The sequence below is a fragment of the Pseudomonas cavernae genome, from assembly GCF_003595175.1.
Taxonomy (GTDB): Bacteria; Pseudomonadota; Gammaproteobacteria; order Pseudomonadales; family Pseudomonadaceae; genus Aquipseudomonas; species Aquipseudomonas cavernae.
On record NZ_CP032419.1, the window covers coordinates 3,070,322 to 3,095,893 of the forward strand.

28 protein-coding genes are annotated in these 25,572 nt (G+C 61.0%); 4 read left to right on the forward strand and 24 right to left on the reverse strand.

Annotated features, from left to right (window positions below; translation table 11 throughout):
- Positions 1-35 precede the first annotated feature (35 nt).
- On the forward strand, positions 36-1,700 hold the full coding sequence (locus tag D3880_RS13960; RefSeq protein WP_119894048.1) for an electron transfer flavoprotein-ubiquinone oxidoreductase: 1,665 nt from the start codon (positions 36-38) through the stop codon (positions 1,698-1,700).
- 56 nt (positions 1,701-1,756) lie between these two features.
- Here D3880_RS13960 and D3880_RS13965 read toward each other — a convergent pair whose 3' ends face one another.
- The 4 genes from D3880_RS13965 to D3880_RS13980 form a co-directional block, all read right to left on the reverse strand.
- Positions 1,757-2,326, reverse strand: a complete 570-nt coding sequence (locus tag D3880_RS13965) for a DUF1285 domain-containing protein (protein ID WP_119894049.1) — start codon at positions 2,324-2,326, stop codon at positions 1,757-1,759.
- Positions 2,327-2,335: 9 nt separating this feature from the next.
- Positions 2,336-2,938, reverse strand: a complete 603-nt coding sequence (locus D3880_RS13970; RefSeq protein ID WP_119894050.1) for a DUF4823 domain-containing protein — start codon at positions 2,936-2,938, stop codon at positions 2,336-2,338.
- A gap of 102 nt (positions 2,939-3,040) precedes the next feature.
- A complete protein-coding gene (locus D3880_RS13975) occupies positions 3,041-4,009 on the reverse strand; it encodes a GTP 3',8-cyclase MoaA (RefSeq protein ID WP_119894051.1) in 969 nt (322 codons plus the stop codon).
- 80 nt (positions 4,010-4,089) lie between these two features.
- Positions 4,090-4,728, reverse strand: a complete 639-nt coding sequence (locus D3880_RS13980; protein ID WP_119894052.1) for a TetR/AcrR family transcriptional regulator — start codon at positions 4,726-4,728, stop codon at positions 4,090-4,092.
- A 76-nt stretch (positions 4,729-4,804) separates the two neighbouring features.
- Here D3880_RS13980 and D3880_RS13985 point away from each other — a divergent pair, with 76 nt between their 5' ends.
- Positions 4,805-5,938, forward strand: coding sequence for an aminotransferase class V-fold PLP-dependent enzyme (locus D3880_RS13985; RefSeq protein ID WP_119894053.1), 1,134 nt, complete (start codon positions 4,805-4,807; stop codon positions 5,936-5,938).
- Between the two features lie 208 nt (positions 5,939-6,146).
- Here the strand turns inward: D3880_RS13985 and D3880_RS13990 are convergent, their stop codons facing one another.
- The 13 genes from D3880_RS13990 to D3880_RS14050 form a co-directional block, all read right to left on the reverse strand.
- Positions 6,147-6,935, reverse strand: a complete 789-nt coding sequence (locus D3880_RS13990; RefSeq protein ID WP_119894054.1) for a TatD family hydrolase — start codon at positions 6,933-6,935, stop codon at positions 6,147-6,149.
- Between the two features lie 15 nt (positions 6,936-6,950).
- Positions 6,951-7,307 carry a PilZ domain-containing protein gene (locus D3880_RS13995; protein ID WP_090238100.1) on the reverse strand — a complete coding sequence of 119 codons (357 nt, stop codon included), beginning with the start codon at positions 7,305-7,307 and terminating at the stop codon, positions 6,951-6,953.
- Positions 7,308-7,338: 31 nt separating this feature from the next.
- Complete coding sequence (locus D3880_RS14000) at positions 7,339-8,325, reverse strand: DNA polymerase III subunit delta' (RefSeq protein ID WP_119894055.1); 987 nt, start codon at positions 8,323-8,325, stop codon at positions 7,339-7,341.
- Positions 8,318-8,950: a dTMP kinase gene (gene tmk / locus D3880_RS14005; protein ID WP_119894056.1), complete on the reverse strand. Its 633-nt coding sequence runs from the start codon at positions 8,948-8,950 to the stop codon at positions 8,318-8,320. Before tmk ends, D3880_RS14000 begins: the two co-directional genes overlap by 8 nt.
- Complete coding sequence (mltG, locus tag D3880_RS14010) at positions 8,947-10,014, reverse strand: endolytic transglycosylase MltG (RefSeq protein WP_119894057.1); 1,068 nt, start codon at positions 10,012-10,014, stop codon at positions 8,947-8,949. Before mltG ends, tmk begins: the two co-directional genes overlap by 4 nt.
- 3 nt (positions 10,015-10,017) lie before the next feature.
- Complete coding sequence (gene pabC / locus D3880_RS14015) at positions 10,018-10,833, reverse strand: aminodeoxychorismate lyase (protein ID WP_119894058.1); 816 nt, start codon at positions 10,831-10,833, stop codon at positions 10,018-10,020.
- Positions 10,833-12,077 carry a beta-ketoacyl-ACP synthase II gene (gene fabF, locus D3880_RS14020; protein WP_119894059.1) on the reverse strand — a complete coding sequence of 415 codons (1,245 nt, stop codon included), beginning with the start codon at positions 12,075-12,077 and terminating at the stop codon, positions 10,833-10,835. Before fabF ends, pabC begins: the two co-directional genes overlap by 1 nt.
- A 111-nt stretch (positions 12,078-12,188) precedes the next feature.
- Positions 12,189-12,422, reverse strand: coding sequence for an acyl carrier protein (gene acpP, locus D3880_RS14025; RefSeq protein WP_058066290.1), 234 nt, complete (start codon positions 12,420-12,422; stop codon positions 12,189-12,191).
- Positions 12,423-12,617: 195 nt separating this feature from the next.
- Positions 12,618-13,361 carry a 3-oxoacyl-ACP reductase FabG gene (gene fabG, locus D3880_RS14030; protein WP_119894060.1) on the reverse strand — a complete coding sequence of 248 codons (744 nt, stop codon included), beginning with the start codon at positions 13,359-13,361 and terminating at the stop codon, positions 12,618-12,620.
- Positions 13,362-13,377: 16 nt separating this feature from the next.
- Complete coding sequence (gene fabD / locus D3880_RS14035; RefSeq protein ID WP_119894061.1) at positions 13,378-14,316, reverse strand: ACP S-malonyltransferase; 939 nt, start codon at positions 14,314-14,316, stop codon at positions 13,378-13,380.
- Positions 14,317-14,422: 106 nt separating this feature from the next.
- Positions 14,423-15,433 carry a phosphate acyltransferase PlsX gene (gene plsX, locus D3880_RS14040; RefSeq protein WP_119894062.1) on the reverse strand — a complete coding sequence of 337 codons (1,011 nt, stop codon included), beginning with the start codon at positions 15,431-15,433 and terminating at the stop codon, positions 14,423-14,425.
- A gap of 3 nt (positions 15,434-15,436) precedes the next feature.
- Positions 15,437-15,619 (reverse strand): 50S ribosomal protein L32, encoded by a 183-nt coding sequence (gene rpmF, locus D3880_RS14045; protein WP_037048542.1) that lies wholly within the window; start codon positions 15,617-15,619, stop codon positions 15,437-15,439.
- Between the two features lie 13 nt (positions 15,620-15,632).
- A complete protein-coding gene (locus D3880_RS14050) occupies positions 15,633-16,160 on the reverse strand; it encodes a YceD family protein (RefSeq protein ID WP_119894063.1) in 528 nt (175 codons plus the stop codon).
- A 108-nt stretch (positions 16,161-16,268) separates the two neighbouring features.
- Between D3880_RS14050 and D3880_RS14055 the strand changes: the two genes are divergently transcribed.
- Positions 16,269-16,847 carry a Maf family protein gene (locus tag D3880_RS14055; protein WP_119894064.1) on the forward strand — a complete coding sequence of 193 codons (579 nt, stop codon included), beginning with the start codon at positions 16,269-16,271 and terminating at the stop codon, positions 16,845-16,847.
- A gap of 57 nt (positions 16,848-16,904) precedes the next feature.
- Here the strand turns inward: D3880_RS14055 and D3880_RS14060 are convergent, their stop codons facing one another.
- Genes D3880_RS14060 through rluC form a run of 3 tightly spaced genes read right to left on the reverse strand, consistent with a single transcriptional unit; the run spans position 16,905 to position 19,519 of the window.
- Complete coding sequence (locus D3880_RS14060) at positions 16,905-17,885, reverse strand: S49 family peptidase (protein ID WP_119894065.1); 981 nt, start codon at positions 17,883-17,885, stop codon at positions 16,905-16,907.
- Positions 17,875-18,573, reverse strand: a complete 699-nt coding sequence (locus tag D3880_RS14065; protein ID WP_119894066.1) for an HAD-IA family hydrolase — start codon at positions 18,571-18,573, stop codon at positions 17,875-17,877. Before D3880_RS14065 ends, D3880_RS14060 begins: the two co-directional genes overlap by 11 nt.
- Positions 18,566-19,519, reverse strand: a complete 954-nt coding sequence (gene rluC / locus D3880_RS14070) for a 23S rRNA pseudouridine(955/2504/2580) synthase RluC (protein WP_119894067.1) — start codon at positions 19,517-19,519, stop codon at positions 18,566-18,568. The genes D3880_RS14065 and rluC overlap by 8 nt, the downstream gene beginning before the upstream one ends.
- 563 nt (positions 19,520-20,082) lie before the next feature.
- On the opposite strand from rluC, the gene rne reads away from it, so the two are divergent.
- Positions 20,083-23,037, forward strand: coding sequence for a ribonuclease E (rne, locus tag D3880_RS14075; RefSeq protein WP_119894068.1), 2,955 nt, complete (start codon positions 20,083-20,085; stop codon positions 23,035-23,037).
- 107 nt (positions 23,038-23,144) lie between these two features.
- Here rne and murB read toward each other — a convergent pair whose 3' ends face one another.
- The 4 genes from murB to D3880_RS14095 are packed head-to-tail and all read right to left on the reverse strand — an operon-like array spanning position 23,145 to position 25,571.
- Entirely contained in the window at positions 23,145-24,164 is a 1,020-nt protein-coding gene (gene murB, locus D3880_RS14080; protein WP_119894069.1) for a UDP-N-acetylmuramate dehydrogenase, read from the reverse strand.
- A complete protein-coding gene (locus D3880_RS14085; RefSeq protein WP_119894070.1) occupies positions 24,161-24,625 on the reverse strand; it encodes a low molecular weight protein-tyrosine-phosphatase in 465 nt (154 codons plus the stop codon). Before D3880_RS14085 ends, murB begins: the two co-directional genes overlap by 4 nt.
- Positions 24,625-25,389, reverse strand: a complete 765-nt coding sequence (gene kdsB / locus D3880_RS14090) for a 3-deoxy-manno-octulosonate cytidylyltransferase (protein ID WP_119894071.1) — start codon at positions 25,387-25,389, stop codon at positions 24,625-24,627. Before kdsB ends, D3880_RS14085 begins: the two co-directional genes overlap by 1 nt.
- Complete coding sequence (locus D3880_RS14095; protein WP_119894072.1) at positions 25,386-25,571, reverse strand: Trm112 family protein; 186 nt, start codon at positions 25,569-25,571, stop codon at positions 25,386-25,388. Before D3880_RS14095 ends, kdsB begins: the two co-directional genes overlap by 4 nt.
- Position 25,572: the final 1 nt, after the last annotated feature.

Below are 25,572 nucleotides of genomic sequence, written 5' to 3' on the forward strand. Positions count from 1 at the left end.
CATAAAATATCCAAGCCCTGAGTAGGAGATAGTCTGTGGAACGCGAATTTATGGAATTCGACGTCGTCATCGTCGGCGCCGGCCCTGCTGGCCTGTCCGCCGCCTGCCGACTCAAGCAGAAGGCCGCTGAAGCCGGTCAGGAGATCAGCGTCTGCGTGGTCGAAAAAGGTTCCGAAGTCGGCGCCCACATCCTCTCCGGCGCGGTGTTCGAGCCCCGCGCGCTCAACGAGCTGTTCCCCGACTGGAAAGAGCTCGGTGCGCCGCTGAACACCCCGGTGGTGCGCGACGACATCTACATGCTGAAAAACGCCGACAGCGCGATCAAGGTGCCGAATCTGTTCGTGCCCAAGACCATGCACAACGAAGGCAACTACATCATCTCCCTCGGCAACCTGTGCCGCTGGCTGGCGCAGCAGGCCGAGAACCTCGGCGTCGAGATCTACCCGGGCTTCGCCGCCCAGGAAGCGCTGATCGACGAGCACGGCGTGGTGCGCGGCATCCTCACCGGCGACCTCGGCGTCGACCGCGAAGGCAACCCGAAAGAGGGTTACTACACCCCAGGCATGGAGCTGCGCGGCAAGTACACGCTGTTCGCCGAAGGCTGCCGCGGCCATATCGGCAAGCAGCTGATCAAGCAGTTCAGCCTCGATTCCGAGGCCGACGCCCAGCACTATGGCATCGGCATCAAGGAAATCTGGGACATCGACCCGAGCAAGCACCAGCCGGGCCTGGTGGTGCACACCGCCGGCTGGCCGCTGGATTTCGTCGGCAAGGAAAATACTGGCGGCTCGTTCCTCTATCACCTGGAAAACAACCAGGTGGTGGTCGGTCTGATCGTCGACCTGTCCTACTCCAACCCGTTCCTCTCGCCGTTCGACGAGTTCCAGCGCTACAAGCATCACCCGGTGATCGCCCAGCACCTGGAAGGCGGCAAGCGCGTGGCCTACGGCGCGCGGGCGATCTGCAAGGGCGGCCTGAACTCGCTGCCGAAGATGGTGTTCAAGGGCGGCGCGCTGATCGGCTGCGACCTCGGCACCCTCAACTTCGCCAAGATCAAGGGCAGCCACACGGCGATGAAGTCCGGCATGCTCGCCGCCGAAGCGGTGGCCGACGCGCTGCTCGCCGAGGGTCAGGGCGGCGACGAACTGACGGCCTATGTCGACGGCTTCAAGGCCAGCTGGCTGTACGACGAGCTGTTCCGCAGCCGCAACTTCGGCGCGGCGATCCATAAATTCGGCGTGTTCGCCGGTGCGGCGTTCAACTACGTCGACCAGAACCTGTTCGGCGGCAAGATCCCGCTCACCCTGCACGACAACAAGCCGGACTACGCCTGCCTGAAGACCGCTGCCGAATCCCAGCGCATCGACTATCCGAAGCCGGACGGCAAGCTCAGCTTCGACAAGCTGAGCTCGGTATTCCTCTCCAACACCAACCATGAAGAGGAACAACCCTGCCACCTGAAGCTGACCGACCCGAACATCCCGATCGCCCTGAACCTGCCGCTGTACGACGAACCGGCGCAGCGCTACTGCCCGGCCGGCGTCTATGAAGTGGTCAGCAACGACGACGGCAGCAAGCGCTTCCAGATCAACGCGCAGAATTGCGTGCACTGCAAGACCTGCGACATCAAGGACCCGGCGCAGAACATCACCTGGGTCGCCCCGGAAGGCACCGGCGGGCCGAACTACCCCAACATGTAAGTCGGCCCAACATGTAAGCAAGAATAAAAAAGGCTCCCGAGGGAGCCTTTTTTATTTCAGTCGGGCTGCGGCCCGATGGGGAAGAACTGCCCATCGCTCCAGACTCCCAGCCAATTCTGGCCGTCGATTTCACGCGCTACCGCCAGCTCGACCAATTGGTAGAACACGTTGCGGTGGATCAACGCCTCAAGATTGCTGCGCACAAGCACATAAGGCGCCGGTTCCTGGGTTTGCGGATCCAATGCGACCCGGATCGGAAACGCCGAACCCGCCAGCACCTCATCCTCGACGTTAGTCACGAAGCGCAACAACTGCTCCTCACCCTCGCCTTCCACCTGCACGCTGATAGCAACAAAAGGCGCATCGTCGACCTTGATGCCGACTTTTTCCACCGGCGTGACCAAGAAGTAGTCATCGCCATCGCGACGAATGATGGTGGAGAACAAGCGCACCATCGGCTTGCGGCCAATTGGTGTACCCAGGTAATACCAGGTGCCATCCCGGGCGATACGCATGTCGATATCGCCGCAGAAATCCGGATTCCACAGATGCACGGGCGGCAGGCCTTTCTTCTCGGATTTGGGGATTTGCGCCAACAGATCGCCGGCCTTGCCTGGGTCACTCATCACACTCTCCTATTCGCTCAGCCCCAACAGGCGACGAGCATAATCCTGCAACGGCGGACCGAGCAGATCCTCCGGCTTGGTATCGTAAAACGTCAGAAAGCCGCCGCGATTGCGAATGCGCGCCGTATCCACCAGATAGCGGGTATTGGTTTCGATCAGCATCAACTGAATCACCCCGCGATCGACACCGAGGCGATCCAACGCCTCCTGATCCACCCACTCATCGCCCGTACCAATACGGTCATCGGCGCTGGCAAAGCGGCTGTACAACAAGTAGTGCGCTCCGGCGGCCCGCGCGTGGCTCATAGCCTCTTCCAACCCTAATGGATTACGGGCTCGCCGCACCATGGGAAAGTACTCGACGAAGCCATTGAAGGCCTCCTCAGCCACCACGTTAGGGCGTGGATAGGCACTGCCGGGCGGGACAAAATAACCCTGGCCGATATAGATGAAGGAGTCTGGCTGCAACCGCCAGGGACTGGCGCGTCGGGTATCGCCGTGGTCGAGAACACCTGCGTCACTCAGTTGATAGTGCGCACCATTGGCCAAATCGCTGACCTTCATGCAGCCGCCCAGGGCCAGTAGTGTCAGCAATAGAATCAAGCAGCGCATTGCAATCCTCCCACGCCGGCGACGGAAATCCGGCAGATGGAAGGACACTGCAGCTTCCGCGCCAGCTCTGGATACTCGAGCCAGTCTGTATTCCGCTGCGTTTTAGCCACCAATGATTTTCATCACCGTGACGCCACCGGAAAACGCCACTTCCTGCTTGTCCGCCAGAGCCTTGACCAACAGCCGCTGCAATGCTGGCAGCGCCTGATGCCGGGGTTTATCGAGCAAATCACCGATGTAATGCCGGTTGCTCGACGATAGACAGCCATGCAGCCAACCGGTCGAGGACAAGCGCAGCCGCGAGCAGGTCCGGCAAAATGGCACGCTCTCGTTGGCAATCACCCCGAAGAAACCCTTACCCGGAATCTCGTAGCGCAGGGCCGTGGCATCCAGCGGCGCCTCGGCCTGCACGTAGCTGTAGCGCTCGCCAATCCGCGCCAGCAGTTCCGGCATACCGACGAACTGCTGCAAAAAGGCATTGGGATCGCGAGCTAGATGCCCCATACGCATCAACTCGATGAAACGCAGCTCGAAGCCACGCTCCAGGCAGTATTCCAGCAGCGGCACCGCCTGAACGAGGTTCTGCCCGCGTAGCGGCACCATGTTGATCTTGATCTTCAGCCCGGCGGCCCGCGCCTGCTCCAGACCATCGAGGACGCTGGCCAGATCACCGCCACGAGCAATCTTGCGGAAATCCTCGGCATCGAGCGTATCGAGCGAGATATTCAGGCGCCGAATACCCGCTTCCAGCAGCAGGGGCAGCTTGCGGCTGAGTAACTGACCATTGCTGGTAAGACTGATATCGGCCAAACCCAATTGCCCGACGCCACGCAGCAAGGGTTCCAGTTTGGGACTGACCAATGGCTCGCCGCCGGTGATGCGCAGCCGCTCGATCCCGGCAGCCTCGATCAGATAGGTCACGCCGCGCACCATGGCCTCGGCAGACAGCTCATCCTGTGCCGCCACCAAGCGTTTGCCGTCCGGCACGCAGTAGGTGCAGGCGTAATTACAGGCGGCGGTCAGGCTAATCCGCAGATTGCGAAAACGTCTGCCCTGGCGGTCGACGATCATGGAAAACTCCGGCGGCTATTACTCCAGAGTATATCCCCGCCACCGCCAGCACCGCAGACAATAGAGCGTCTGAATGGCGCTCAAGTAGCCGAAGGATCACCATCGCGCTTACGCTTGTTGCCCATGCGTACGCCGATATCCATGAGGAACTGGAAGAAGCCCTCCTGGTCTTCCAGCACATTGCTCCAGAACGGCGAGTGATAGAGCGCCACAGCGCCATGCACCAAAGCCCAGGCCGCGCAGTAATGGAAGTAGGCTGGCACATCTTCCAGCTTGCCTTCGGCGATGCGCCCCTTGATCAGCAGCGTCAGGCGCTCGAAGTTGGAAGCGCGAATCTTGTGCAGCTCCTCGACCATCTCCGGCACTTGGCTACCCTTCACCACCTTCTCTTCCAGGCGGTCGAACAAGCGGTAGCGCTGCGGGTCGCGCATGCGGAACTCGAAATAGGCACGTGACAGCGCTTCCTTGTCGCGAGCGACATCCTCGGAATGAAACAAGGCGTTCAGGTCGCGCTCATAATCCAGCATCAGGCGCAGATAGATCTCCGCCTTGGACTTGAAATGCTTGTAGATGGTGCCTTTGCCAATACCTACGGCGTCGGCGATCATCTCGACCGTCACGCTGTCTTCCCCCTGCTCGAGGAAAAGCTTCAGCGCCGTATCGAGAATTTCCTGCTCGCGGCGGCGAAATTCACGAATCTTACGAGGTTCTTTCTGCATAAAGAGACTGCGGGGTCAAAAAAACGAAGGCGCGTATTATGCCTATTCAGCGCCAAATTGCACGGATCATCCGACCATGTATGCCTTTCAAGACGAGTTTACTCAGGCCCCTGGTCTGCGTTATTTGAATCACGCCGCCGTCGCCCCCTGGCCACGCCGCGCAGCGACAGCCGTCACACGATTCGCCGAGCAGAACGTGTTGATCGGTGCGCGCGACTATCCTGACTGGCTGATTCTCGAGCGCAATCTGCGCGACCGCCTGAAACGCCTGCTCAACGCGCCGAGCCGCGATGACATCGCCTTGGTGAAGAACACCTCGGAAGCCTTATCCTTCGTCGCCTTCGGCCTTGATTGGCACGCCGGCGACCAAGTCGTCATCAGCGATGAGGAATTCCCCTCCAACCGTATCGTCTGGGAAGCCCTCAAGCCACGGGGTGTCGAAGTCATCCAGGTCAATCTGACCGGCAGTGATCCAGAAGGCGCCCTGCTCGCCGCATGCGGCCCTCGCACCCGGCTGATGTCAATCAGCGCCGTGCAATACGCCAGCGGCCTGCGCCTCGACCTGGAACGTCTGGGTCAAGGCTGCCGCCAGCGCAGCGTATTGTTCTGCGTCGATGCTATCCAACAACTCGGCGCCCTGCCCTTCGACGTGCAGAGTTGCCAATGCGCCTTCGTCATGGCCGACGGCCACAAATGGATGCTCGGTCCCGAAGGATTGGGGGTGTTCTATTGCCGCAGCGACCTCCGCGAACGGTTGCAACTGCACGAATACGGCTGGCACATGATCGAGCACGCAGGTGACTACGACCGCAGCGACTGGCAACCGGCGCGCAGTGCCAAGCGCTTCGAATGCGGTAGCCCGAATATGCTGGGCGCCGTGGCACTGGAAGCCAGCCTGTCGCTGCTGGAAGAAATCGGCATGAGTGCTGTCGGCCAGGCCCTGCATGAACGAGTGCAATGGCTGCAGGATGGACTCGAACAACTGAAAGGCATCACGTTGCACAGCCCACGCAATCCGGCCAGGCGAGCAGGTATTCTGACTTTCAGTCTGGCGGGGTGGGACAATTCTGCGCTGTTTGGCAAGCTAAAAAGCGAGCAGGTGGTGTGTGCTCAGCGCGGTGGCGGTATCCGTTTCTCTCCGCACTTTTACACTGATGTTCGAGTAATCGAAGAAACGCTGGCCCTACTAACCCAGATGGCATCCAGATGAGCACTCAGTAGCGGTTCGGGTATTCCAAATCTGTTTAAAAAACGCACAGAAAGTAGCTGGACGATCGGTAATCTTCGCCAATACTCAAAGTACTGGCGTGTGGCATCTCCCCCCAAGTGCCCCGCCAGGCAAGGTACCGTGGACTGCGTACCTTGATTTACTCCTAATGGTCTTGACCCGGATTCATCCCCCAGAGTCCGGGTTTTTTTTATCCGCGATTTAGGTGGGCGAGCGGAAACAGCCGCTGGAAGTTGTCGGTGGTCTGCTCGGCCAATTCCTCGAAACGCACCCCACGCAACTCGGCCAGAAACTCCGCCACTTCACGCACGTATTGCGGCAGATTGGGCTTACCGCGGTGAGGAATGGGCGCCAGATAAGGCGAGTCGGTTTCCACCAGCAAGCGATCGGCTGGCACCTGACGGGCCACTTCACGCAAGGCATCGGCATTGCGGAAGGTCACGATACCGGACAGGGAGATATAGAAACCTATATCCAGCGCCGCCTTGGCCATCGCCCAGTCTTCGGTGAAACAGTGCAGCACGCCGGCCTGCGGTAACGCCGCTTCACGCAGCAGCGCCAAGGTATCGACACGCGCCTCACGGGTATGCACAACGACCGGCTTGCCGGTGATCCTGGCGGCCTCGAGGTGCAAACGGAAAGCCTCGCGCTGCAGGCCCGCCGCTTCCGGCTCGTAGTGATAGTCCAGGCCCGTCTCGCCGATCGCCACCACGCGCGGGTGCTCCAGCTCGCGCAGCAGCCAGTCCAGCGCCGGAGCAGCCCCCGGCTCAAGATCCAGCGGATGCACACCCACCGAGCAATCCACGTCCGGGTATTGCTCGGCCAGCGCCTTGACCGCGGCGGCATTGCCGGCGCTCACTCCGATGCAGAGGAAATGCCCGACGCCGCGTGCACGCGCGGCCTCCAGTGCAGCATCCAGCGAGCCGCCATGGGCGGCGAGATCGAGACGATCGAGGTGACAGTGGGAATCGACAAGCATAGGGGGCAACAACTATTACATCGTGTGGGTCGGGCGATCGGACGTCAGAGCGCCAGCCAGGTAGGTTTCGATCTTGTTGCGAGCCGTATTGTCGCCATCATTGAACTGCACCCCGACCCCTGCTGCACGGTTGCCCTGCGCACCTTTGGGGGTGATCCAAACCACCTTGCCGGCAACCGGGATCTTCTCCGGCTCATCCATCAGGTTGAGCAGCATGAACACTTCGTCGCCGAGCTTGTAGCTCTTGTTGGTGGGAATGAACAGACCACCATTCTTGATGAACGGCATGTAGGCGGCATAGAGCACGGACTTGTCCTTGATGGTCAGGGACAAGATTCCGTTACGCGGACCAAGATTCGGAGGCAGGCTCATGCGGCATTCCTAACTGACTGATGGGCCGATTCTAGCCTTGTCCAGGCAGGCTTGCCCACTGCACCAGCAAGGCTTCGAGAAGCAACACACGGTTGAGGTTGGCCTTGGCCAGCACTTTCTGCCGTTGTGCCAGCAGCCACTCCTGCAGTGCCAGTACCCTGCCCGGCGCAGCCTTATCGGCCAAGTACTGCACCACCTTGCGCATATCGGCAAGCCCCAGCCCGGCCTCATCACGCGTCATCTGATAGCGCAGGATCAACAGCGCCCAATCGCAGAACCAGTCGAACAGCAGCGGCAATGGCACAGCACTCCAGCTCTCGGCCAGTTGGCTGGGTGCCTGCTGCTGTTTGAGCAGCTTCTTCACCCCGTCCACTACCTGAGCACGCTGTTCACGGACACCCTGCTCGCGCAAGCGCACGGCGGTGAGCGGAGAACCAGCAGCCAGGGTCAGCAGCTCGCGGCATTCATCTTGGCTGCTTTCCGGCAACGCATGCGCCAGCCAGGCCAGACTCATGGCCTCGCCGGGCAGTGGGCAAGTCTGCTGCACACAGCGGCTTTTCACTGTCGGCAACACCCGGCTCGGCTGATGACTAATCAACAGCAACACGGTATCGCCCGAGGGCTCTTCGAGGCTCTTCAGCAAGGCATTGGCGGCATTCAGGTTCATCGCTTCGACTGGCTCGACCAGCACCACCTTGCGCCCGCCGAGTTGCGCGGTCTGTACCACGAAGCTGACTAGTTCGCGCACCTGATCGACCTTGATCGCCTTGTCGGCCTCTTCCGGCTCGAGGATAAAGTTGTCCGGATGGGTGCCGGCGGCCAGCAACAGGCACGCCTTGCATTGCCCGCAAGCCTCCAGACCAGCCGGGCTGCGGCACAACAGGCGGGCCATGAGGCGCTCGGCCAGTGCACGCTTGCCAATCCCTGCCGGCCCGTGCAGCAAATAGGCATGGGCATGCTGACTGCGCCCCGCCAGCTGCTGCCAGAGCGTATCTTGCCAAGGATAGGCTTCAGCCACGGGCCCGCTCCACGATCTGCGGCAACAAAGCGTCCAAGGCCTGCTGCACTTGCGCCAGCGGTTGCGCGGCATCGACCACGCGGTAGCGCTGCGGCACCGCGGCGGCACGGCGTAGATAAGTCTGACGCACTGCCTCAAAGAAGCCGCGACCTTCCTGCTCGAAACGATCCAGCCGCCCACGGGCTGCGGCCCGGGACAGGCCCACCTCTACCGGCAGATCAAAGACCAAGGTCAGGTCGGGGCGCAATGCGCCCTGGACGAAACATTCAAGCTCGGCAATCCGCGCCGCATCCAACCCGCGACCGCCGCCCTGGTAAGCATAAGTGGCATCGGTAAAACGATCGCAGAGCACCACCGCCCCTCGTGCCAATGCTGGCCGGATCACTGCAGCCAGATGTTGGGCACGCGCCGCGAACACCAGCAGCAGTTCGGTATCGGCCGCCATCGCTTCTTCGCTGGGCGTCAGCAAGAGTTCCCGAATCCGCTCGGCCAGGGGCGTGCCACCCGGCTCGCGGCTCAGCACCACTTCGAGGCCCTGCTCGTGCAGACGCTGGGCCAGATATTCGCGATTGGTGCTTTTACCGGCGCCTTCCGGGCCTTCGAGGGTAATAAACAGACCGGTCACTGGCTGTCCTTATTGGTTGCGGTCTCCGGAATCGGAGCCGGACTGGAACGGTAATCAGTGCGCCGCTTGAGCTGGTACTCCCGAACGGCACGATTGTGCGCTTCGAGATCGCCCGAAAAGACATGGCTGCCATCACCGCGGGCAACGAAATACAGACTCGTTCCCGCCTCGGGATGGAGCGCCGCATGAATGGCCTCGCGGCCAACCAGAGCGATGGGCGTTGGCGGCATTCCTGCAATTATGTAGGTGTTATAGGGCGTCGGCTCATGCAAATGTGCACGCGTCAGTTTGCCGTTGTAACGCTCGCCGAGGCCGTAGATCACAGTCGGATCGGTCTGCAGTAGCATGCCAAGCTTGAGGCGACGGACGAACACTCCGGCAATCTGCCCGCGCTCCGCCGGTACGCCGGTTTCCTTCTCGATCATCGAGGCCATGATCAAGGCTTGGTAGGGATTACGGTATGGCAAAGCGTCGGCGCGGGTCCGCCACTCCTCGTCGAGCACCTGCTCGAGTCGGGTGTAAGCTTGCTTGAGCAAGTCGAGATCACTTGTGCCCCGGACATAGCGGTAGGTATCGGGAAAGAAACGCCCTTCTGGATGGATACCCGGCTGACCTAGCCGCGCCATCAACTCGGCATCGCTCAGCGCTTCGAGGGTTTGCTTCAGCTTGCCCTGCTTGGCGAGCGCCGCGCGCACCTGGCGGAAATTCCAGCCCTCGACCAGAGTCAGGCTGTATTGCACCACCTCGCCGCGCCGCCACAGGCGGACCAAATCGATAGCCCGTTGCCCTGGAAGCATGCGGTATTCGCCGCTGTGTAGCGACTGGCCGCTCAGATTGAAACGCCAGTACAGGCGCAACCAGAAAGCATCGTGCAACACCCCCTCGCTCTCCAGGCGATTGAGCACACCTCCGGGTGTGGCTCCCGCCGGGACGTCGAGCAGCTGTTCCGCCTCGAGGTTCAACGGTTGATTGAGCGCGGAATGCTGCTGCCAGGCAACGAAAACCACCAGCAGTCCAAGCAGCAGGACGCAGCCTTCCAGTAACAGCAGTAGTTTGCGTATCACAAATCAGCAGTCCAGTAGATCGCGGGCAATGCTCTGGAGTTTACGGGTGACCGGGCCGACCGGCCAGTCATGATCCTGCAGCGCGCGCACCGGCCAGATGCCATACAGGCTGTTGCAGAGGAACAGCTCATCGGCGCCGGGCAGCTCGGCATAACCGATATCGCGCACGACCGTGACGATGCCTCGCAGCTGGGCTTGAGCCAGCAACTCGGCACGCATCACGCCAGCGACACCACAGCGCGCCAGCTCAGGCGTCAGCAGAACCCCGTCCTTGACCACGAACAGGTTGCTGTAGACGCCTTCAATGACACGTTCCGAGGTATCCAGCATCAGGCCCTCGGCATGCTCGGCATCATGCCATTCGGCACGCGCCAACACCTGTTCCAGCCGGTTCAAATGTTTCAATCCGGCCAGCAAGGGCTGCTCGGCCAAGCGCGTCTGACATGGAAACAGACGCACGCCCTGCTCAGCGTACGCCGCCGGATAGTCTGGCCACGGACTCGCCTGCAGGATACGCCGCGGTTGCGCCGCTACTGGCGGCGCATAGCCGCGCAAACCATCACCACGGGTCAGGATCAGCTTGGCAACGCCATCACCGAGCGCCACGCAAAAACGCAGGAGCTCGGAGCGAACCAGCCCGGGGTCGCACGCAAGCCCCAGACGTGCGCAGCCTTCGGCCAGTCGCTCCAGATGGCGCGCGAATAGCCGCGGCTGGCCATTCTTGACGGCGATGGTCTCGAACAACCCATCGCCGTAAGCGAGGCCACGGTCCTTAACGGAAAGTGCCGCAGCCGGGCTACCGTCGACCCAAACGAGCATCAGCCGGCAAACCGACTGAACACCAGCGAGCCGTTGGTGCCGCCAAAACCGAAGGAGTTGGAAAGCACGACGTCGATCGGCAGCTCTTTGGCCTGATGCGGCACGAAGTCCAGGTCGCAGCCTTCGTCTGGCTCATCCAGATTGATGGTCGGCGGCGCGACTTGGTCGCGAATCGCCAACACACTGAAGATCGCCTCCACCGCGCCAGCCGCGCCCAGCAGATGGCCAGTCATCGACTTGGTCGAACTGACCGCCAGCTTGTAGGCATGATCACCGAATACCGACTTGATCGCCGCCGCCTCAGCCAAATCGCCGGCCGGGGTCGAGGTGCCATGGGCATTGATGTACTGCACCTGTTCGACATTCAGCCCGGCATCGCGGATGGCATTGGCCATGCAGCGGGCAGCACCGGCACCATCTTCCGGTGGCGAAGTCATGTGATAGGCATCGCCACTCATACCGAAGCCAATCAGTTCGGCGTAGATGGTCGCACCGCGCGCTTTGGCGTGCTCGAGTTCCTCAAGCACCAAAGCACCGGCGCCATCGGAAAGAACGAAGCCGTCACGGCCCTTGTCCCACGGCCGGCTCGCCCGGGTCGGTTCGTCATTGCGCGTCGACAGCGCCCGCGCCGCCGCAAAACCGCCAATACCCAACCCGCAAGCCGCCATCTCGGCACCGCCTGCGATCATCACATCGGCTTCGCCATAAGCGATATTGCGCGCCGCCATGCCGATGCAATGCGTACCCGTCGTGCAGGCCGTGGCAATTGCGTAGTTGGGCCCCTGCAATCCCAGATGGATGGACATAAACCCGGAAATCATATTGATAATCGAGCCGGGCACAAAAAATGGCGAAAGGCGCCGCGGCCCTTGCTCGTGCAGCACTTTGCAGTTGTTCTCGATATTGGTCAGGCCGCCGATACCGGAGCCCATCGCCACACCAATTCGCTCGCGGTTAGCGTCGGTCACTTCCAGGCCCGAGTTACGTACAGCCTGGAAACTCGCCGCCATCCCATACTGGATGAACAGGTCGAGTTTGCGTGCTTCTTTGACCGACAAGTATTGCTCGACGTTGAAATCCTTTACCGAGCCGCCAAAACGGGTGGAATAGGCAGAAAGGTCCATATGTTCGATCAGACCAATGCCACTTCGGCCTGCCAGAATGCCCTGCCAGCTACTCGGCACATCGGTACCCAGCGGCGACAACATGCCCAGGCCGGTGACCACAACGCGTCTACGCGACACAGTAATCTCCTTTGTTCTATCTACTACCAATTGATTGCGCTTAAAGAAAAGCCGCACGCCCGGTGGGGGCAGTGCGGCTTTTCCGAGTCGGGAACCGACGATTACATGTTCTTACGCGTGCGCAGTAACGTAATCGATGGCTTCCTGAACAGTGGTGATCTTCTCAGCTTGCTCGTCCGGGATTTCGGTCTCGAACTCTTCTTCGAGAGCCATCACCAGCTCAACGGTGTCAAGAGAGTCGGCACCCAGGTCTTCGACGAAGGAAGCGCTGTTGGTTACTTCCTCTTCTTTGACGCCAAGTTGCTCAGCAACGATTTTCTTGACGCGTTCTTCGATGGTGCTCATACCTTGTTTTCACTCCTAATGGACAAATCCAGGCAGCTGGTCTGTGGGTAAGTGTATAGAAAGGGTTTTCCGCATTTCAAGCCAAATGCCTCGGACCTTCACCAACAGCCCAACCATCTGTCTATAAACCTGTTGCAGCTTTATAACGGATTTTAGACAGCAGCTATGACAGTTTTCTGAAGGCCGTGGTCACATTTAACTCATGTACATCCCGCCATTCACCGGAATAGTAGCTCCGGTTACATAAGCCGCGCCATCAGAGGCCAGGAAAGCAACCACCTTGGCGATCTCCTCGGCCTGCCCCAAGCGTCCGAGGGGGATCTGCGCCGCCAACGCTTCGCGCTGCGCTTCTGGCAATTCGCGGGTCATGTCGGTATCAATAAAACCTGGCGCCACCGAGTTCACGGTAATCGCACGCGAGCCGACCTCACGGGCCAAGGCCCGGCCGAAGCCTTCCAGACCGGCCTTGGCGGCAGCATAGTTGACCTGACCGGCATTGCCCATGGCACCGACCACCGAGCCGATATTGATGATTCGCCCCCAGCGCGCCTTGGTCATGCCGCGCAGCACGGCCTTAGACAGACGATAAAGACTGTTCAAATTGGTGTTGATGACATCATGCCATTCGTCATCCTTCATCCGCAGCATCAGATTGTCGCGGGTGATACCAGCATTGTTCACCAGAATCAGCGGCTGGCCGAGATGCTGCTGGATGTGCTCGAGAGTACTAGCCACCGACTCGTCACTGCTGACATCCAGAACCAGCCCAGCGCCCTCGAAGCCATTCGCTTTCAGTGTTTCGGCAATACGCTCAGCACCAGAGGCAGAGGTAGCGGTGCCGATCACCACAGCACCTTGACGCCCCAACTCCAGAGCAATGGCTTGACCAATACCGCGACTCGCACCGGTGACCAGTGCAACCTTACCTTGCAGGCTCATGCAGCTTCTCCTTGATTCAGGCCAGAGCCGCGCGAGCCGCGGCAAAAGCATCTGGGGTATCCAGGTTATAGGTATCGATGCCCTTCACGCAGCGCTTGTTCAGCCCTGACAGCACTTTACCCGGACCACACTCGACCAAACCGGTTACACCCTGCATCGACAGCTGGACCATCGACTCGACCCAGCGCACAGGGTTGTAGAGTTGCGCCAATAGATCGCGCTTAAGCACCTCAAGATCGGCCACCACTGTGGCGCTGACATTTTGCACCAACGGAATCTGCGGAGCCTGCCAGGCGATGGCAGCTACCGACTCGGCGAAACGCTCAGCGGCCGGACGCATCAGGTCACAATGGGATGGCACACTGACCGGCAACGGCATGGCACGTTTGGCGCCACGCGCCTTGCATGCCTCGATGGCGCGCTCGACGGCCGCCGCCGCCCCGGCGATCACCACCTGTCCCGGAGCATTGAAGTTGACCGCGCTGACTACTTCACCTTGCGCCGCTTCGGCGCAAGCAGCCCGCACATCATCATCTTCCAGACCGAGGATAGCCGCCATACCACCCTGACCAGCCGGTACCGCCTGCTGCATCAACTGACCACGACGCTCAACCAGCTTCACCGCATCGGCAAAACTGAAGCTACCAGCCGCGACCAAAGCCGAGTACTCACCGAGGCTATGCCCGACTACAAAAGCTGGCTGCGCGCCCCCCTCGGCCAACCACGCACGCCACAAGGCAATGGATGCCGCGAGAATCGCCGGCTGGGTTTTGTCGGTTTGATTGAGCTGCTCTTCGGGACCTTGTTGGGTCATCGCCCAAAGGTCATAGCCGAGCGCTTCAGAAGCCTCGGCGAAGGTATCCAGGATCAGCTTCCGCTGAGCACCATGCTCGGCGAGCATGCCCAGGGATTGCGAACCCTGGCCTGGGAAAACAAATGCGAAAGATGCAGACATTTAATGGAGTCCTTAAGGCCTGATCATCGGGAGAGAAATGCGCCCAGCCATGCCAAGCGCGGCAAAACTGAGAGTTGGATGATAAGCCGCCGAAGTCGGTCACATCTTACAGCAACAGATGCTCCAGCCGGTCATGCAGGCGCTGCGGCAAATCCTCACGCACCTCGCTCAGCGCTCGTCGGATAGCACTTTGAAACCCATCCGGCCCGGCGGAACCGTGGCTTTTCACCACAATGCCCTGCAAGCCAAGGAAACTAGCCCCATTATGCCGAGCGGGAGCTAGATCACCTTGCAACCGACGCAGCAAAGGCAATGCCAGCGAACCGACCAAGCGTGAACCCAGACTCTGCTTGAACAAAGCCTCCATGCGAGCAGAGATCATGGACGCCAACCCCTCGCTGGATTTCAGCAAGATATTGCCAACAAAGCCATCGCAGACAACGACATCGGCCTCACCACGATAAAGGCCGTCACCCTCGATATAACCGATGTAGTTCAGTCCTTTGGCTTGCTGCAACAGGCTAGCCGCCAACTTGACCTGCTGATTGCCCTTGATGTCTTCGGTGCCGACATTCAGCAAGGCTAGCCGCGGACTGCTGATACCCAGCGCTTCGGCAGCCACCACCCCCATCACCGCAAACTGATAGAGATGCTCGGCGCTGCAATCGACGTTAGCCCCCAGATCGAGCAAATGGCAGTGGCCACGAGAAGTCGGGATGGCCGCCACCATCGCCGGACGATCAATCCCTGGGAGAGTCTTCAGCACATAGCGCGACAGCGCCATCAACGCTCCAGTATTACCAGCGCTGACGCAAGCCTGGGCATTGCCACTGCGCAGCACTTCAAGAGCAACACGCATGGAGGAATCCGGCTTGCCGCGCAACACCTGAGCAGGACGCTCATCCATGGCCACCACTTCGCCGGCATGCTCAACACGCAGGCGCGAGCGATCCACGCCGGAATGACGGGCAATAAGACCTTCGAGGAGGGGGGCCTGACCAACCAGGACCAGATTTAACGAGGGGAACTCCACCAGCGAGGCGATGCTGGCCGGAACAATGCAGCGGGGACCGAAGTCCCCACCCATTGCATCAATCGCGATGATCGGAGCGGACAAGGATTACTCGTCAGCGCCCTTGTCGATCACTTTGCGACCACGGTAAACACCTTCCGGAGAAACGTGGTGACGCAGGTGTACTTCACCGGTGCTCTTCTCAACGGACAGAGCGCTGGCCTCGAGCGCATCGTGAGAACGACGCATGTCACGGGCAGAGCGGGATTTTTTGTTCTGCTGAACAGCCATAATCAATTAACTCCTAAACGTTTGGGTCACGCTTTAACTGTGCCAATACACTGAACGGGTTGGACCGCGATACCTCGTCCTCGCTCGACTGCGGCTCTTCAAGGCCCGCCGGCTGCTGGCAATCTTCCGGATCATGCGCTGGCACAATGGGCAAGGCGAGTAACAACTCATCCTCAACCAGCTCCAGCAAATCCAAGGGACCTTCGCCCAACTCCAGCACGTCATAGCCTTTCGGCACAGACTGGGTATTCGCACCTTCCTTCACCACGGCATAACTGCATTCGCTGTGGATCGGCAGAGCGACCAGTTCCAGACAACGCTGGCAAACCATCTTGACTTCGACGTCGATCGCGCTGTGGATAACCACTGCTTTTCGCTCGTCGCGCTCGAAGACGAACTTCGCACGCACGATACCGGCATCCCCGGCAAGCGGATCGCAGAGTCGCACAAAATCAGCCAATGGCATTTCACCCTCAAGGGTGGCGCCACGATCGGCTAACTTACGCGGATCAACGTGAGGTGGAATCGGCCCATTCAACATAGGCGCAGCATTTTAGGGAGGCACCCTGCCCCTGTCAAAGGAAATTCGGACCCGCTGACCACTTGCTCCATCCGCTAGAATCGCGTCTTTGACCATAAGGAGAACGCCATGCTGCCTTTGGTGCTCGCATCCAGCTCACCCTATCGCCGCGAACTGCTCGCGCGCCTGCGCCTGCCTTTCACCTGGAGCACTCCAGCCATCGATGAATCGCGCAAACCCGAGGAAGACGCCAGCGAACTGGTGCAGCGCCTCGCACGAGAGAAAGCCCAGACCCTGGCCACAACTTACAACCAGCACCTAATTATCGGTTCCGACCAAGTGGCGGTACTAGCCGGACAGATCCTTGGCAAACCGCACGACATAATGCGCGCCACCGCCCAACTACAAGCCGCCAGCGGCTCCAGCGTCCACTTCCTCACCGGCCTGGCACTACTCAACAGCACAAGCGGACGCTGCCAGGTCGACTGCGTATCGTTCACCGTACACTTTCGTGAGCTAGACGAGAACAGCATCAAGCGCTATCTGGAGGCCGAGCAACCCTTCGACTGCGCCGGCAGCTTTAAGGCAGAAGGACTGGGCGTCAGCCTGTTTCGCCGCACAGAAGGCACCGACGCCACCAGCCTCATAGGCCTGCCACTGATCCGCCTGGTCGACATGCTCCGGCAAGAAGGCGTGCAAATTCCCTGACACACCTATAAATGAAAGAGCCCAGCCGAAGCTGGGCTCATCAGAGACACAGCAGCCCTAACGCAGAACCGGGCCCTGCAAGCCCGCCCGCAGCGCCACCTGCTCGGCGACACTGGCGCCAATTTTTTTCGCGAATCGGTCAAACGGTGATTCCTGCACCGTAAAGTCGACCAGCTCCTTCTCACCGATCACGTCACGCGCCACCAAACTGGCGCTACCAAGGCCATCGATCAAGCCCAACTGCAGGGCCTGCTCGCCAGACCAAATCAACCCGGAGAACAGTTCTGGGTGTGTGGCATCCTTCAGACGATCCCCGCGCCCCTTCTTGACGCTGGCAATAAACTGCCGATGCGTCGTATCCAAGACCCCCTGCCAGAAACGAGTCTCTTCCTCCTTCTGCGGCTGGAACGGATCCAGAAAGGCCTTGTGCTCACCCGAGGTATAGACACGGCGATCCACCCCAAGCTTTTCCATGACCCCGACAAAACCGAAACTCGCAGCCGTCACTCCGATAGATCCGACCAAGCTCGCCTTGTCCGCGTAGATGGCATCGGCGGCACTGGCAATGTAATAGGCACCGGAAGCACCGAGATCGGCAATGACTGCGTACAGCTTGATATCTGGATGCTCGCCCCGTAGACGACGAATTTCGTCGTAGATATAACCGGACTGCACCGGACTGCCACCCGGACTGTTGATACGCAGAATCACACCCTTGGTACTCGGATCCTCGAACGCCTTACGCAAGCTGCCGACGACATTATCCGCACTAGCCGCCTCCTTATCGGCAATCATGCCGCGAACCTCGATCAAGGCCGTATGCTTACCGCTGCGCACCGCACCGCTCTCCAGATCAAACATCGGGGAGAACAGCGCCATAGCGCCGAACAGATAAATAAAAGTCAGTAGCTTGAAGAAAATCCCCCAGCGCCGCGAACGCCGCTGCTCCTCCACGCTCGCCAGCAAGGTTTTCTCCAGCAACTGCCAGCTTTTGCCATCGTCGCCGACAGCCTCTGGCGCCTTCCATTCATCCGACATAATTACTCACCCTAAGCAATGACTCACCCCTCGGGCGACGCCCGAGCCAAGCCTGCAACTCAGCAAACGCATCGATCGCCAAGCGCGGCCCCTCCTCGCGTAGCAGTGCCAGCGGCTGCGCACCATAGCCGACCGCCACCGCATCCATGCCCGCATTTCTGGCCATGCGCAAATCGAAAGCAGAATCCCCCACCATCAGCGCCTGCTCCGGCGCCACTCGACAATGCTCGAGAATCTCACGAAGCATCCGCGGATCCGGCTTACTGGCAGTTTCGTCAGCGCAGCGGGTCACATCGAAATAATCCAGCCAGCCCCGCCCCGCCAGCACCGCGTCCAAGCCACGACGACTCTTACCGGTCGCCACCGCCAGACGGTAACCCTCGGACCGGAACGCTTCGAGCGCCTCACCCACTCCAGCAAACAGTCGCGAAGGCTCCGCCTCGAACGCCAGATAATGTTCACTGTAGAGGCGACGGAAGCGCTCAGCACAGGCTGAGTCCCGCAACTCCGGGTAGAGACTGCGAATCGCCTCAGGCAAGCCCAGCCCAATGATGCCCTTGATCGCCACATCATCGCGCCAGGGCAACCCACAGCCATCGGCCGCAAGACGCATGGAGTCGACGATGCGCTGAATCGAGTCGACTAAAGTGCCGTCCCAATCAAAAATCAGCAGTTGGTAATCACGCACCGAGCCGCTCCAGAGTCCTGGCCCAGACCTCATCCACCGGCGCTTCGAGCTGCAGCTCGCCACCATCCGGCAAGGGCACCTTCAACATATAGGCATGCAGGAACAGGCGCTTGCCGCCCAAATCACGGATTTCACGGGTGAACTCATCATCGCCGTACTTGCTATCACCGGCGATGCAGTGCCCGGCATGCTTGGCATGCACGCGGATCTGATGGGTTCGCCCCGTAACCGGCTTTGCCTCGACCAAGGTGGCGAACTCGCCGAAACGCCGCAGGACTCGGAATAGCGTCAACGCCTCCTTGCCTTCAGCACTCACCTCGACCATGCGCTCGCCCGAGCGCAAATTGCTTTTCTGCAACGGCGCACCCACCTGCTTCTTCGACGTCGCCCAGTGGCCGCGCACCAACGCCATATAGCGCTTGTCCACACCATCCTTGCGCAAAGCCTCGTGCAGATGACGAAGCATGCTGCGTTTCTTGGCAATCATCAGCAGTCCGGACGTATCGCGATCTAGGCGATGAACCAACTCAAGATCCTTGGCATCCGGGCGCAACTGGCGAAAGGCCTCGATCACGCCGTAACTCAGACCGCTACCACCATGCACGGCCACGCCAGCGGGCTTGTTGAGGACGATCAATGCCTTGTCCTCATACACCACGGCCGCCTCCAAGCGCTCCAGCAAGCCTTGCGCCAGTGGGGCCGGCTCATCGCGCTCAGCAAGCCGCAATGGCGGCACGCGGACGATATCCCCCGCCTGCAGCTTGTACTCAGGCTTGATGCGCCCTTTGTTTACCCGCACCTCGCCCTTACGCAAGATGCGATAGATCAAAGTTCTGGGCACGCCCTTGAGACGGGCAAGGAGGTAATTATCGATACGTTGGCCGGCAAGTTCCGGCTCGACCTCGAGCAGCTGAACGCCGGAGGTCGGGAGGGCAGGTTCTGTCATCCGGCAATGATAACAATTTTTTATTGAATTGAAGCACTTAATCATAGCTGCTATAGTCGCGAACGCCGCCAAAAACGGTCCGGTTCACGGATGATCGCCAAAACTGCGACTCCTGACCAATTGCAACGACATTCAGGACGTAAGGCCGTCCGAAGGGTTACTCGGCGCACAGGTCGCGAACAACCCGGAATATAGCCTTTTAGTTATGACGCGCGGTCACCCTCGGGGATCGCGATAAATGCCAACCCGCTGCAGATTCTGCGAGCGGCACCCGATTTTCAGTGATGCGTGTAGGGTGGAGATGCACAACCGTCGGACTGCGTAGCACCTGGCTTTATGAAGACGCTCAACGCGTCCGCTACCGACGGCTGATTCCTCCTCCTGACTGAGTGCTTCAGCTAGCACAATCAACAGGAGACGTCCGTCGCGACCCCGGCCCCACTGGCCGACGTCGTTTGACAGAGGAACGACTGACAACCGTTTCTGACGCACACCTGACACCGACCCTGAAAGTCGTGTGTGCCGAACGCCGTTTCCGGCAGCCCGGAAACCGACGGTACTACATGAAAAGAATGCTCATTAACGCAACTCAGCCCGAAGAGTTGCGTGTTGCCCTGGTAGACGGCCAACGCCTCTACGATCTGGACATCGAATCGGGCGCCCGCGAGCAGAAAAAGGCCAACATCTACAAAGGCCGCATCACTCGCGTCGAACCCAGCCTCGAAGCCGCCTTCGTCGACTTTGGTTCCGAACGCCACGGCTTCCTCCCCCTCAAAGAAATTTCTCGCGAATACTTCAAGAAGAGCCCTGAAGGCCGCATCAATATCAAAGACGTGTTGAGCGAAGGCCAGGAAGTCATCGTTCAGGTTGAGAAAGAAGAGCGCGGCAACAAGGGTGCGGCGCTGACCACCTTTATCAGCCTGGCCGGCCGTTACCTCGTGCTGATGCCGAACAACCCGCGCGCCGGCGGCATTTCCCGCCGCATCGAAGGCGAAGAACGCAACGAACTGCGCGAAGCGCTGAACGGCCTGGTCGCCCCGGCCGACATGGGCCTGATCGTGCGTACCGCCGGTCTTGGCCGCTCCAGCGAAGAAATGCAGTGGGACCTCGATTACCTGCTGCAGCTGTGGAGCGCCATCAAAGAAGCCTCGCAGGATCGCGCCGCGCCCTTCCTGATCTATCAGGAAAGCAACGTGATCATCCGCGCCATCCGCGACTATCTGCGCCAGGACATTGGCGAAGTACTGGTCGACAGCGTCGAAGCCCAGGAAGAGGCCCTCAGCTTCATCCGCCAGGTGATGCCGCAGTACGCCAGCAAGATCAAGCTGTATGAAGACAGCGTGCCGCTGTTCAATCGCTTCCAGATCGAAAGCCAGATCGAGACCGCCTTCCAGCGCGAAGTGAAACTGCCGTCCGGCGGCTCCATCGTCATCGATCCGACCGAAGCCCTGGTGTCCATCGACATCAACTCAGCGCGCGCGACCAAAGGCAGCGACATCGAAGAAACCGCTCTGCAGACCAACCTGGAAGCGGCAGAAGAAATCGCCCGCCAGCTGCGCCTGCGCGACATCGGCGGTCTAATCGTCATCGACTTCATCGACATGACGCCGGCGAAAAACCAGCGCGCCGTGGAAGAGAAAGTCCGCGAAGCCCTGGAAGCCGATCGTGCCCGCGTGCAAGTCGGGCGCATCTCGCGCTTCGGCCTGCTGGAAATGTCCCGCCAGCGCCTGCGTCCGTCCCTCGGCGAGACCAGCGGCATCGTCTGCCCGCGCTGCAACGGCCAAGGCATCATCCGTGACGTCGAATCGCTGTCGCTGGCAATCCTGCGCCTGATCGAAGAAGAGGCGCTGAAAGATCGTACCGCCGAAGTTCGCGCCCAGGTACCGATCCCGGTGGCGGCCTTCCTGCTCAACGAGAAGCGCAACTCGATCACCAAGATCGAACTGCGCAGCCGTGCGCGCATCGTCATCCTACCGAACGATCACCTGGAAACCCCGCACTTTGAAGTCCAGCGTCTGCGCGACGACAGCCCGGAAGCCATCAGTGGCCAATCCAGCTACGAAATGACGGCCGCCGAAGTCGAAGAAGCCCAACCGGCTAGCGCCACCCGCACCCTGGTCCGCCAGGAAGCGGCGATCAAGGCCGCGCCGCGCACCACCCCGGTACAAGCCGCTCCGGTCGCTGAAGAAGTCGCCCAACCGGCTACCCAGCCCAGCCTGTTCAAAGGCCTGGTCAAGTCGCTGGTCAGCCTGTTCGCCGGCAAGGAAGAACAGCCGCCAGTAGTCGCCGAGAAGCAGCCGGCCGCCGAGCGCCAGCCGCGTAGTGATGAGCGCCGCAGCGGTCGCCAGCAGACCCGCAGCCGCAGTGGTCGTCGCGACGAAGAACGCAAGCCACGCGAAGAACGCCAGCCGCGTGAAGAGCGCCAACCGCGCGAAGCCCGTGAGCGTGATGACAGCCAGGCTCGCGAGCCGCAGGAAAATCGCCGCGAGCGGCCGCCACGCGAAGAGCGTAAGCCGCGTGAGGAGCGCAAGCCGCGCGAAGAGCGCGTGCGCGAATTGCGTGAGCCGCTGGACGGCCAAGGCCAAGCCCAAGCACTTGCCGAGGAGCGCGCCGAGCGCAAACCTCGCGAGGAGCGCCAGCCCCGCCCGCCGCGCGAAGAGCGTCAACCACGTGCCGCCGAACAGGCCGGCACCGAGGCCGAGGAACTGCCGAACGAAGAGCTGCTAAACGACGAGGAGCAGGATGCCGGCGAAGGCGGTGATCGTCCGCGCCGCCGCTCCCGTGGTCAGCGCCGTCGCAGCAATCGCCGCGAGCGCCAACGCGATGCCAACGGCAACCTGATTGAAGGCAGCGAAGAAGCCGGTGAAGTCGAAGTCGAAGCTGAAGGCGAAACCGTAGCTGCAGCCGCACTGGCTAGCGGTGCCGTGCTGGCCAGCCAACTGCCTAGTGAAGCGAGCAGCGAGCAACCGGCACAGGCGGAAGAAACCAGCAGCCCCGCAGTCGAAGCTGTAGCAGTGGAAAGCGAAACCTCGATGGTGGCAGCCCCTGAAGCACCGGCGATCGAGGTCAGTGCTCCAGTCGTGGTGGACACATCTGCGGTAGAAAGCCCGGTCGAAGCCGCACCGTCTGAGAGCACTCCAGCAGTGATCGCAGCAGAGCCGGTAGAACCGCTGGCAAGCCCGGTAGAGCAAGCCCCCGAGCCGGCCAGCGAGCCCGTAGCTGTAGCTGTCGTCAGCGAAGCGCCGCCAGCACCCGCCGTAACTGCCAGCGGGCGTGCCGCCAACGACCCGCGTGAAGTACGTCGCCGTCAGCGGGAAGCCGAGCGCCTGGCCAAGGAGACCGAGGAGCAGGCCGCCGCAGCCAGCGAGCCCGAGCCAGTGGCCCAGCCTGCCGAAGCAGGAAGCGACAGCCCGGCTGAGCAAGTAGCCGTTAGCGATGAGGAAAGCCGCGAAGGGGCCGCGCCAGCCGAGGCCGACGAGCGCAATGAAGCCACGGACGAGTCCAAACCTCTAGTTTAAGACTCCAATCCGCACAAAAAAGGGATGCTCAGGCATCCCTTTTTTGTTGGCCGGTATTTCATCGGAACGACTTTGCCGCCGGGTTCAACTCCGCTACGGCCAAGCGACTAAAGAACGTTCGGCTCGATCTCCAGAGCGACGCCGAAGCGCTCCGCGACATCCGCCTGAATGCGCTGGGCCAATGCCAACAGCTGGCGGCCAGTAGCGCGGCCATAGTTGACCAACACCAGGGCCTGCAAGCGATGCACGCCGGCATCGCCTTCGCGAAAGCCCTTCCAGCCCGCCCGCTCGATCAACCAGCCAGCTGCCAGCTTGACCTGGCCGTCAGACTGCGGATAGGCCACCAGATCGGCATGCTGCCGGCGCAAGCCCGCAGCCAGCGCGGCGGAAACCAGCGGATTCTTGAAGAAACTGCCGGCATTGCCAAGTTCGGCGGGATCCGGCAGCTTTTCGCTGCGAACGGCGCAGATCGCCCGGCTAACATCGCTGGCCGTCGGCGCACTGATGCCCTGCTCTGCCAGGCGCTGGCGCACCGGACCGTAGTCCAGATGCAACGCCGCCGTGCGACTCAGGGCCAGGCGCACCCGGAGGATCAGCCAGCGCCCGGCCTGCCGCTTGAACAGGCTGTCACGGTAGGCGAACTCGCACTCCGTCAGGGAAAACTCGCGTAGCGCGCCAGTCTCCCGGTCCAAGGCGGTGAGACCAACGAACACATCCTTCAGCTCGACGCCGTAGGCACCGATGTTCTGCATCGGCGCCGCGCCCACTGTGCCTGGGATCAGGCTGAGATTCTCCAGACCGGCCAACCCTTGCTGCAGGGTCCAGAGCACGAAGGGGTGCCAGGGTTCGCCCGCCTCCGCTTCGACGATCACCCGCTGGCCATCATCGCTGAGAGTGCGCAGCCCGCGGCTGGCCATGCGCAACACCAGAGCCTCGACATCGCGGGTCAGCAGCAGGTTGCTGCCGCCGCCAATCACCAGCAGCGACAGTTGCTGATGCGTCGCATAGGCCAGCGCCTCGCGCACCTGTTGGTCGTCATGGGCCTCGGTGAAAAGGCGCGCCTGCGCCTCGACGCCGAAGCTGTTGAGCGCTTTGAGCGAAACGCGCTCATACACCTGCAGACTCATAAGCGCTGCCGCACTTCGTCGAGCAAAGCCGCGCTGGCCTGCTCGATCAGCTCCAGCACCTGATCGAAGCCTTCGGCGCCACCGTAATACGGATCGGGCACCTCGCTCACCGCCAGTTCGTAACGGTGCAGGAACAGGTCCAGTTCGGCCTTGGCAGCAGGCGGACGCATGCGTTCGAGATCACGCAGGTTATTGTGATCCATGGCCAGGATCAGATCGAAACGGGAAAAATCCGCCAGTTCGACTTGACGCGCCCGCAGCGTCGAGAGGTCATAGCCACGCTGCTGAGCGGCCAGACGGGTGCGCGCATCGGCCGGCTTACCGACATGCCAGTCGCCGGTCCCCGCCGAATCCACCTCGACCCGTTCAACCAAGCCGGCTTCGCTCAGTTTGTGACGGAACACGCCTTCGGCGGTGGGCGATCGGCAGATGTTGCCGAGACAGACGAAGAGAATGCGCATCAAGCCCCCAGCAGGCGGCGGACGCGTTCGAGGTCTTCCGCGGTATCGACCCCCGCCGGCGGCGCCTGCAGGGCATCGGCGACGTGAATGCGCACGCCGTGCCAGAGCGCCCGCAGTTGCTCCAGACATTCGCCATCTTCCAGCCAGCACGGGCCCCAGGCGACGAAGTTATGGAGAAACTGCGCACGGTAGGCATAGATGCCGATATGCCGGCGATAGGGCACGCCGGCCGGCAACTGCTCGCGGCTGACGGCGAAGGCATCGCGCGCCCAAGGCAGCGGCGCGCGGCTGAAGGTCAGAGCTAGACCATTACGATCGGTGACGACCTTGACCACATTCGGATTGAACAGCGCGGCCGCCTCTGCGATCGGCTCGGCCAGGGTGGCGATCGCCGCTTCCGGGTGGGCGGCCAGATTGGCCGCCACCTGATCGATGAGCGCCGGCGGAATCAATGGTTCGTCACCCTGCACATTGACCACGATGGCATCGCCGGCCAACCCCAGTTGGCCAGCCACTTCGGCCAGGCGATCGGTACCGGAATTATGATCTTCACGGGTCAACAGCACTTCGGCGCCGAAACCCTGGCAGGCGGCGACGATGCGCGCGTCATCGGTGGCGACCACCACGCGCTGGGCCTGACTCTTACACGCTTGCTCCCAGACATGCTGGACCATCGGCTTGCCGGCGATGTCCTGCAGCGGCTTGCCGGGCAGGCGGGTGGAGGCGTAACGGGCGGGAATGACGACGGTGAAGGCCTGGCTCATTTCTCCAGACGCTCTTCGGCGCTGAGGGTGCGCGCCTCACTTTCCAGCATCACCGGAATGCCGTCGCGGATCGGGAACGCCAGACCGGCGCCCTTGCTGATCAGCTCGGTCTTGTCCTCGCTGAGCTTGAGCGGGCCTTTGGTAATCGGGCAGGCAAGAATATCGAGCAGTTTCGGGTCCATC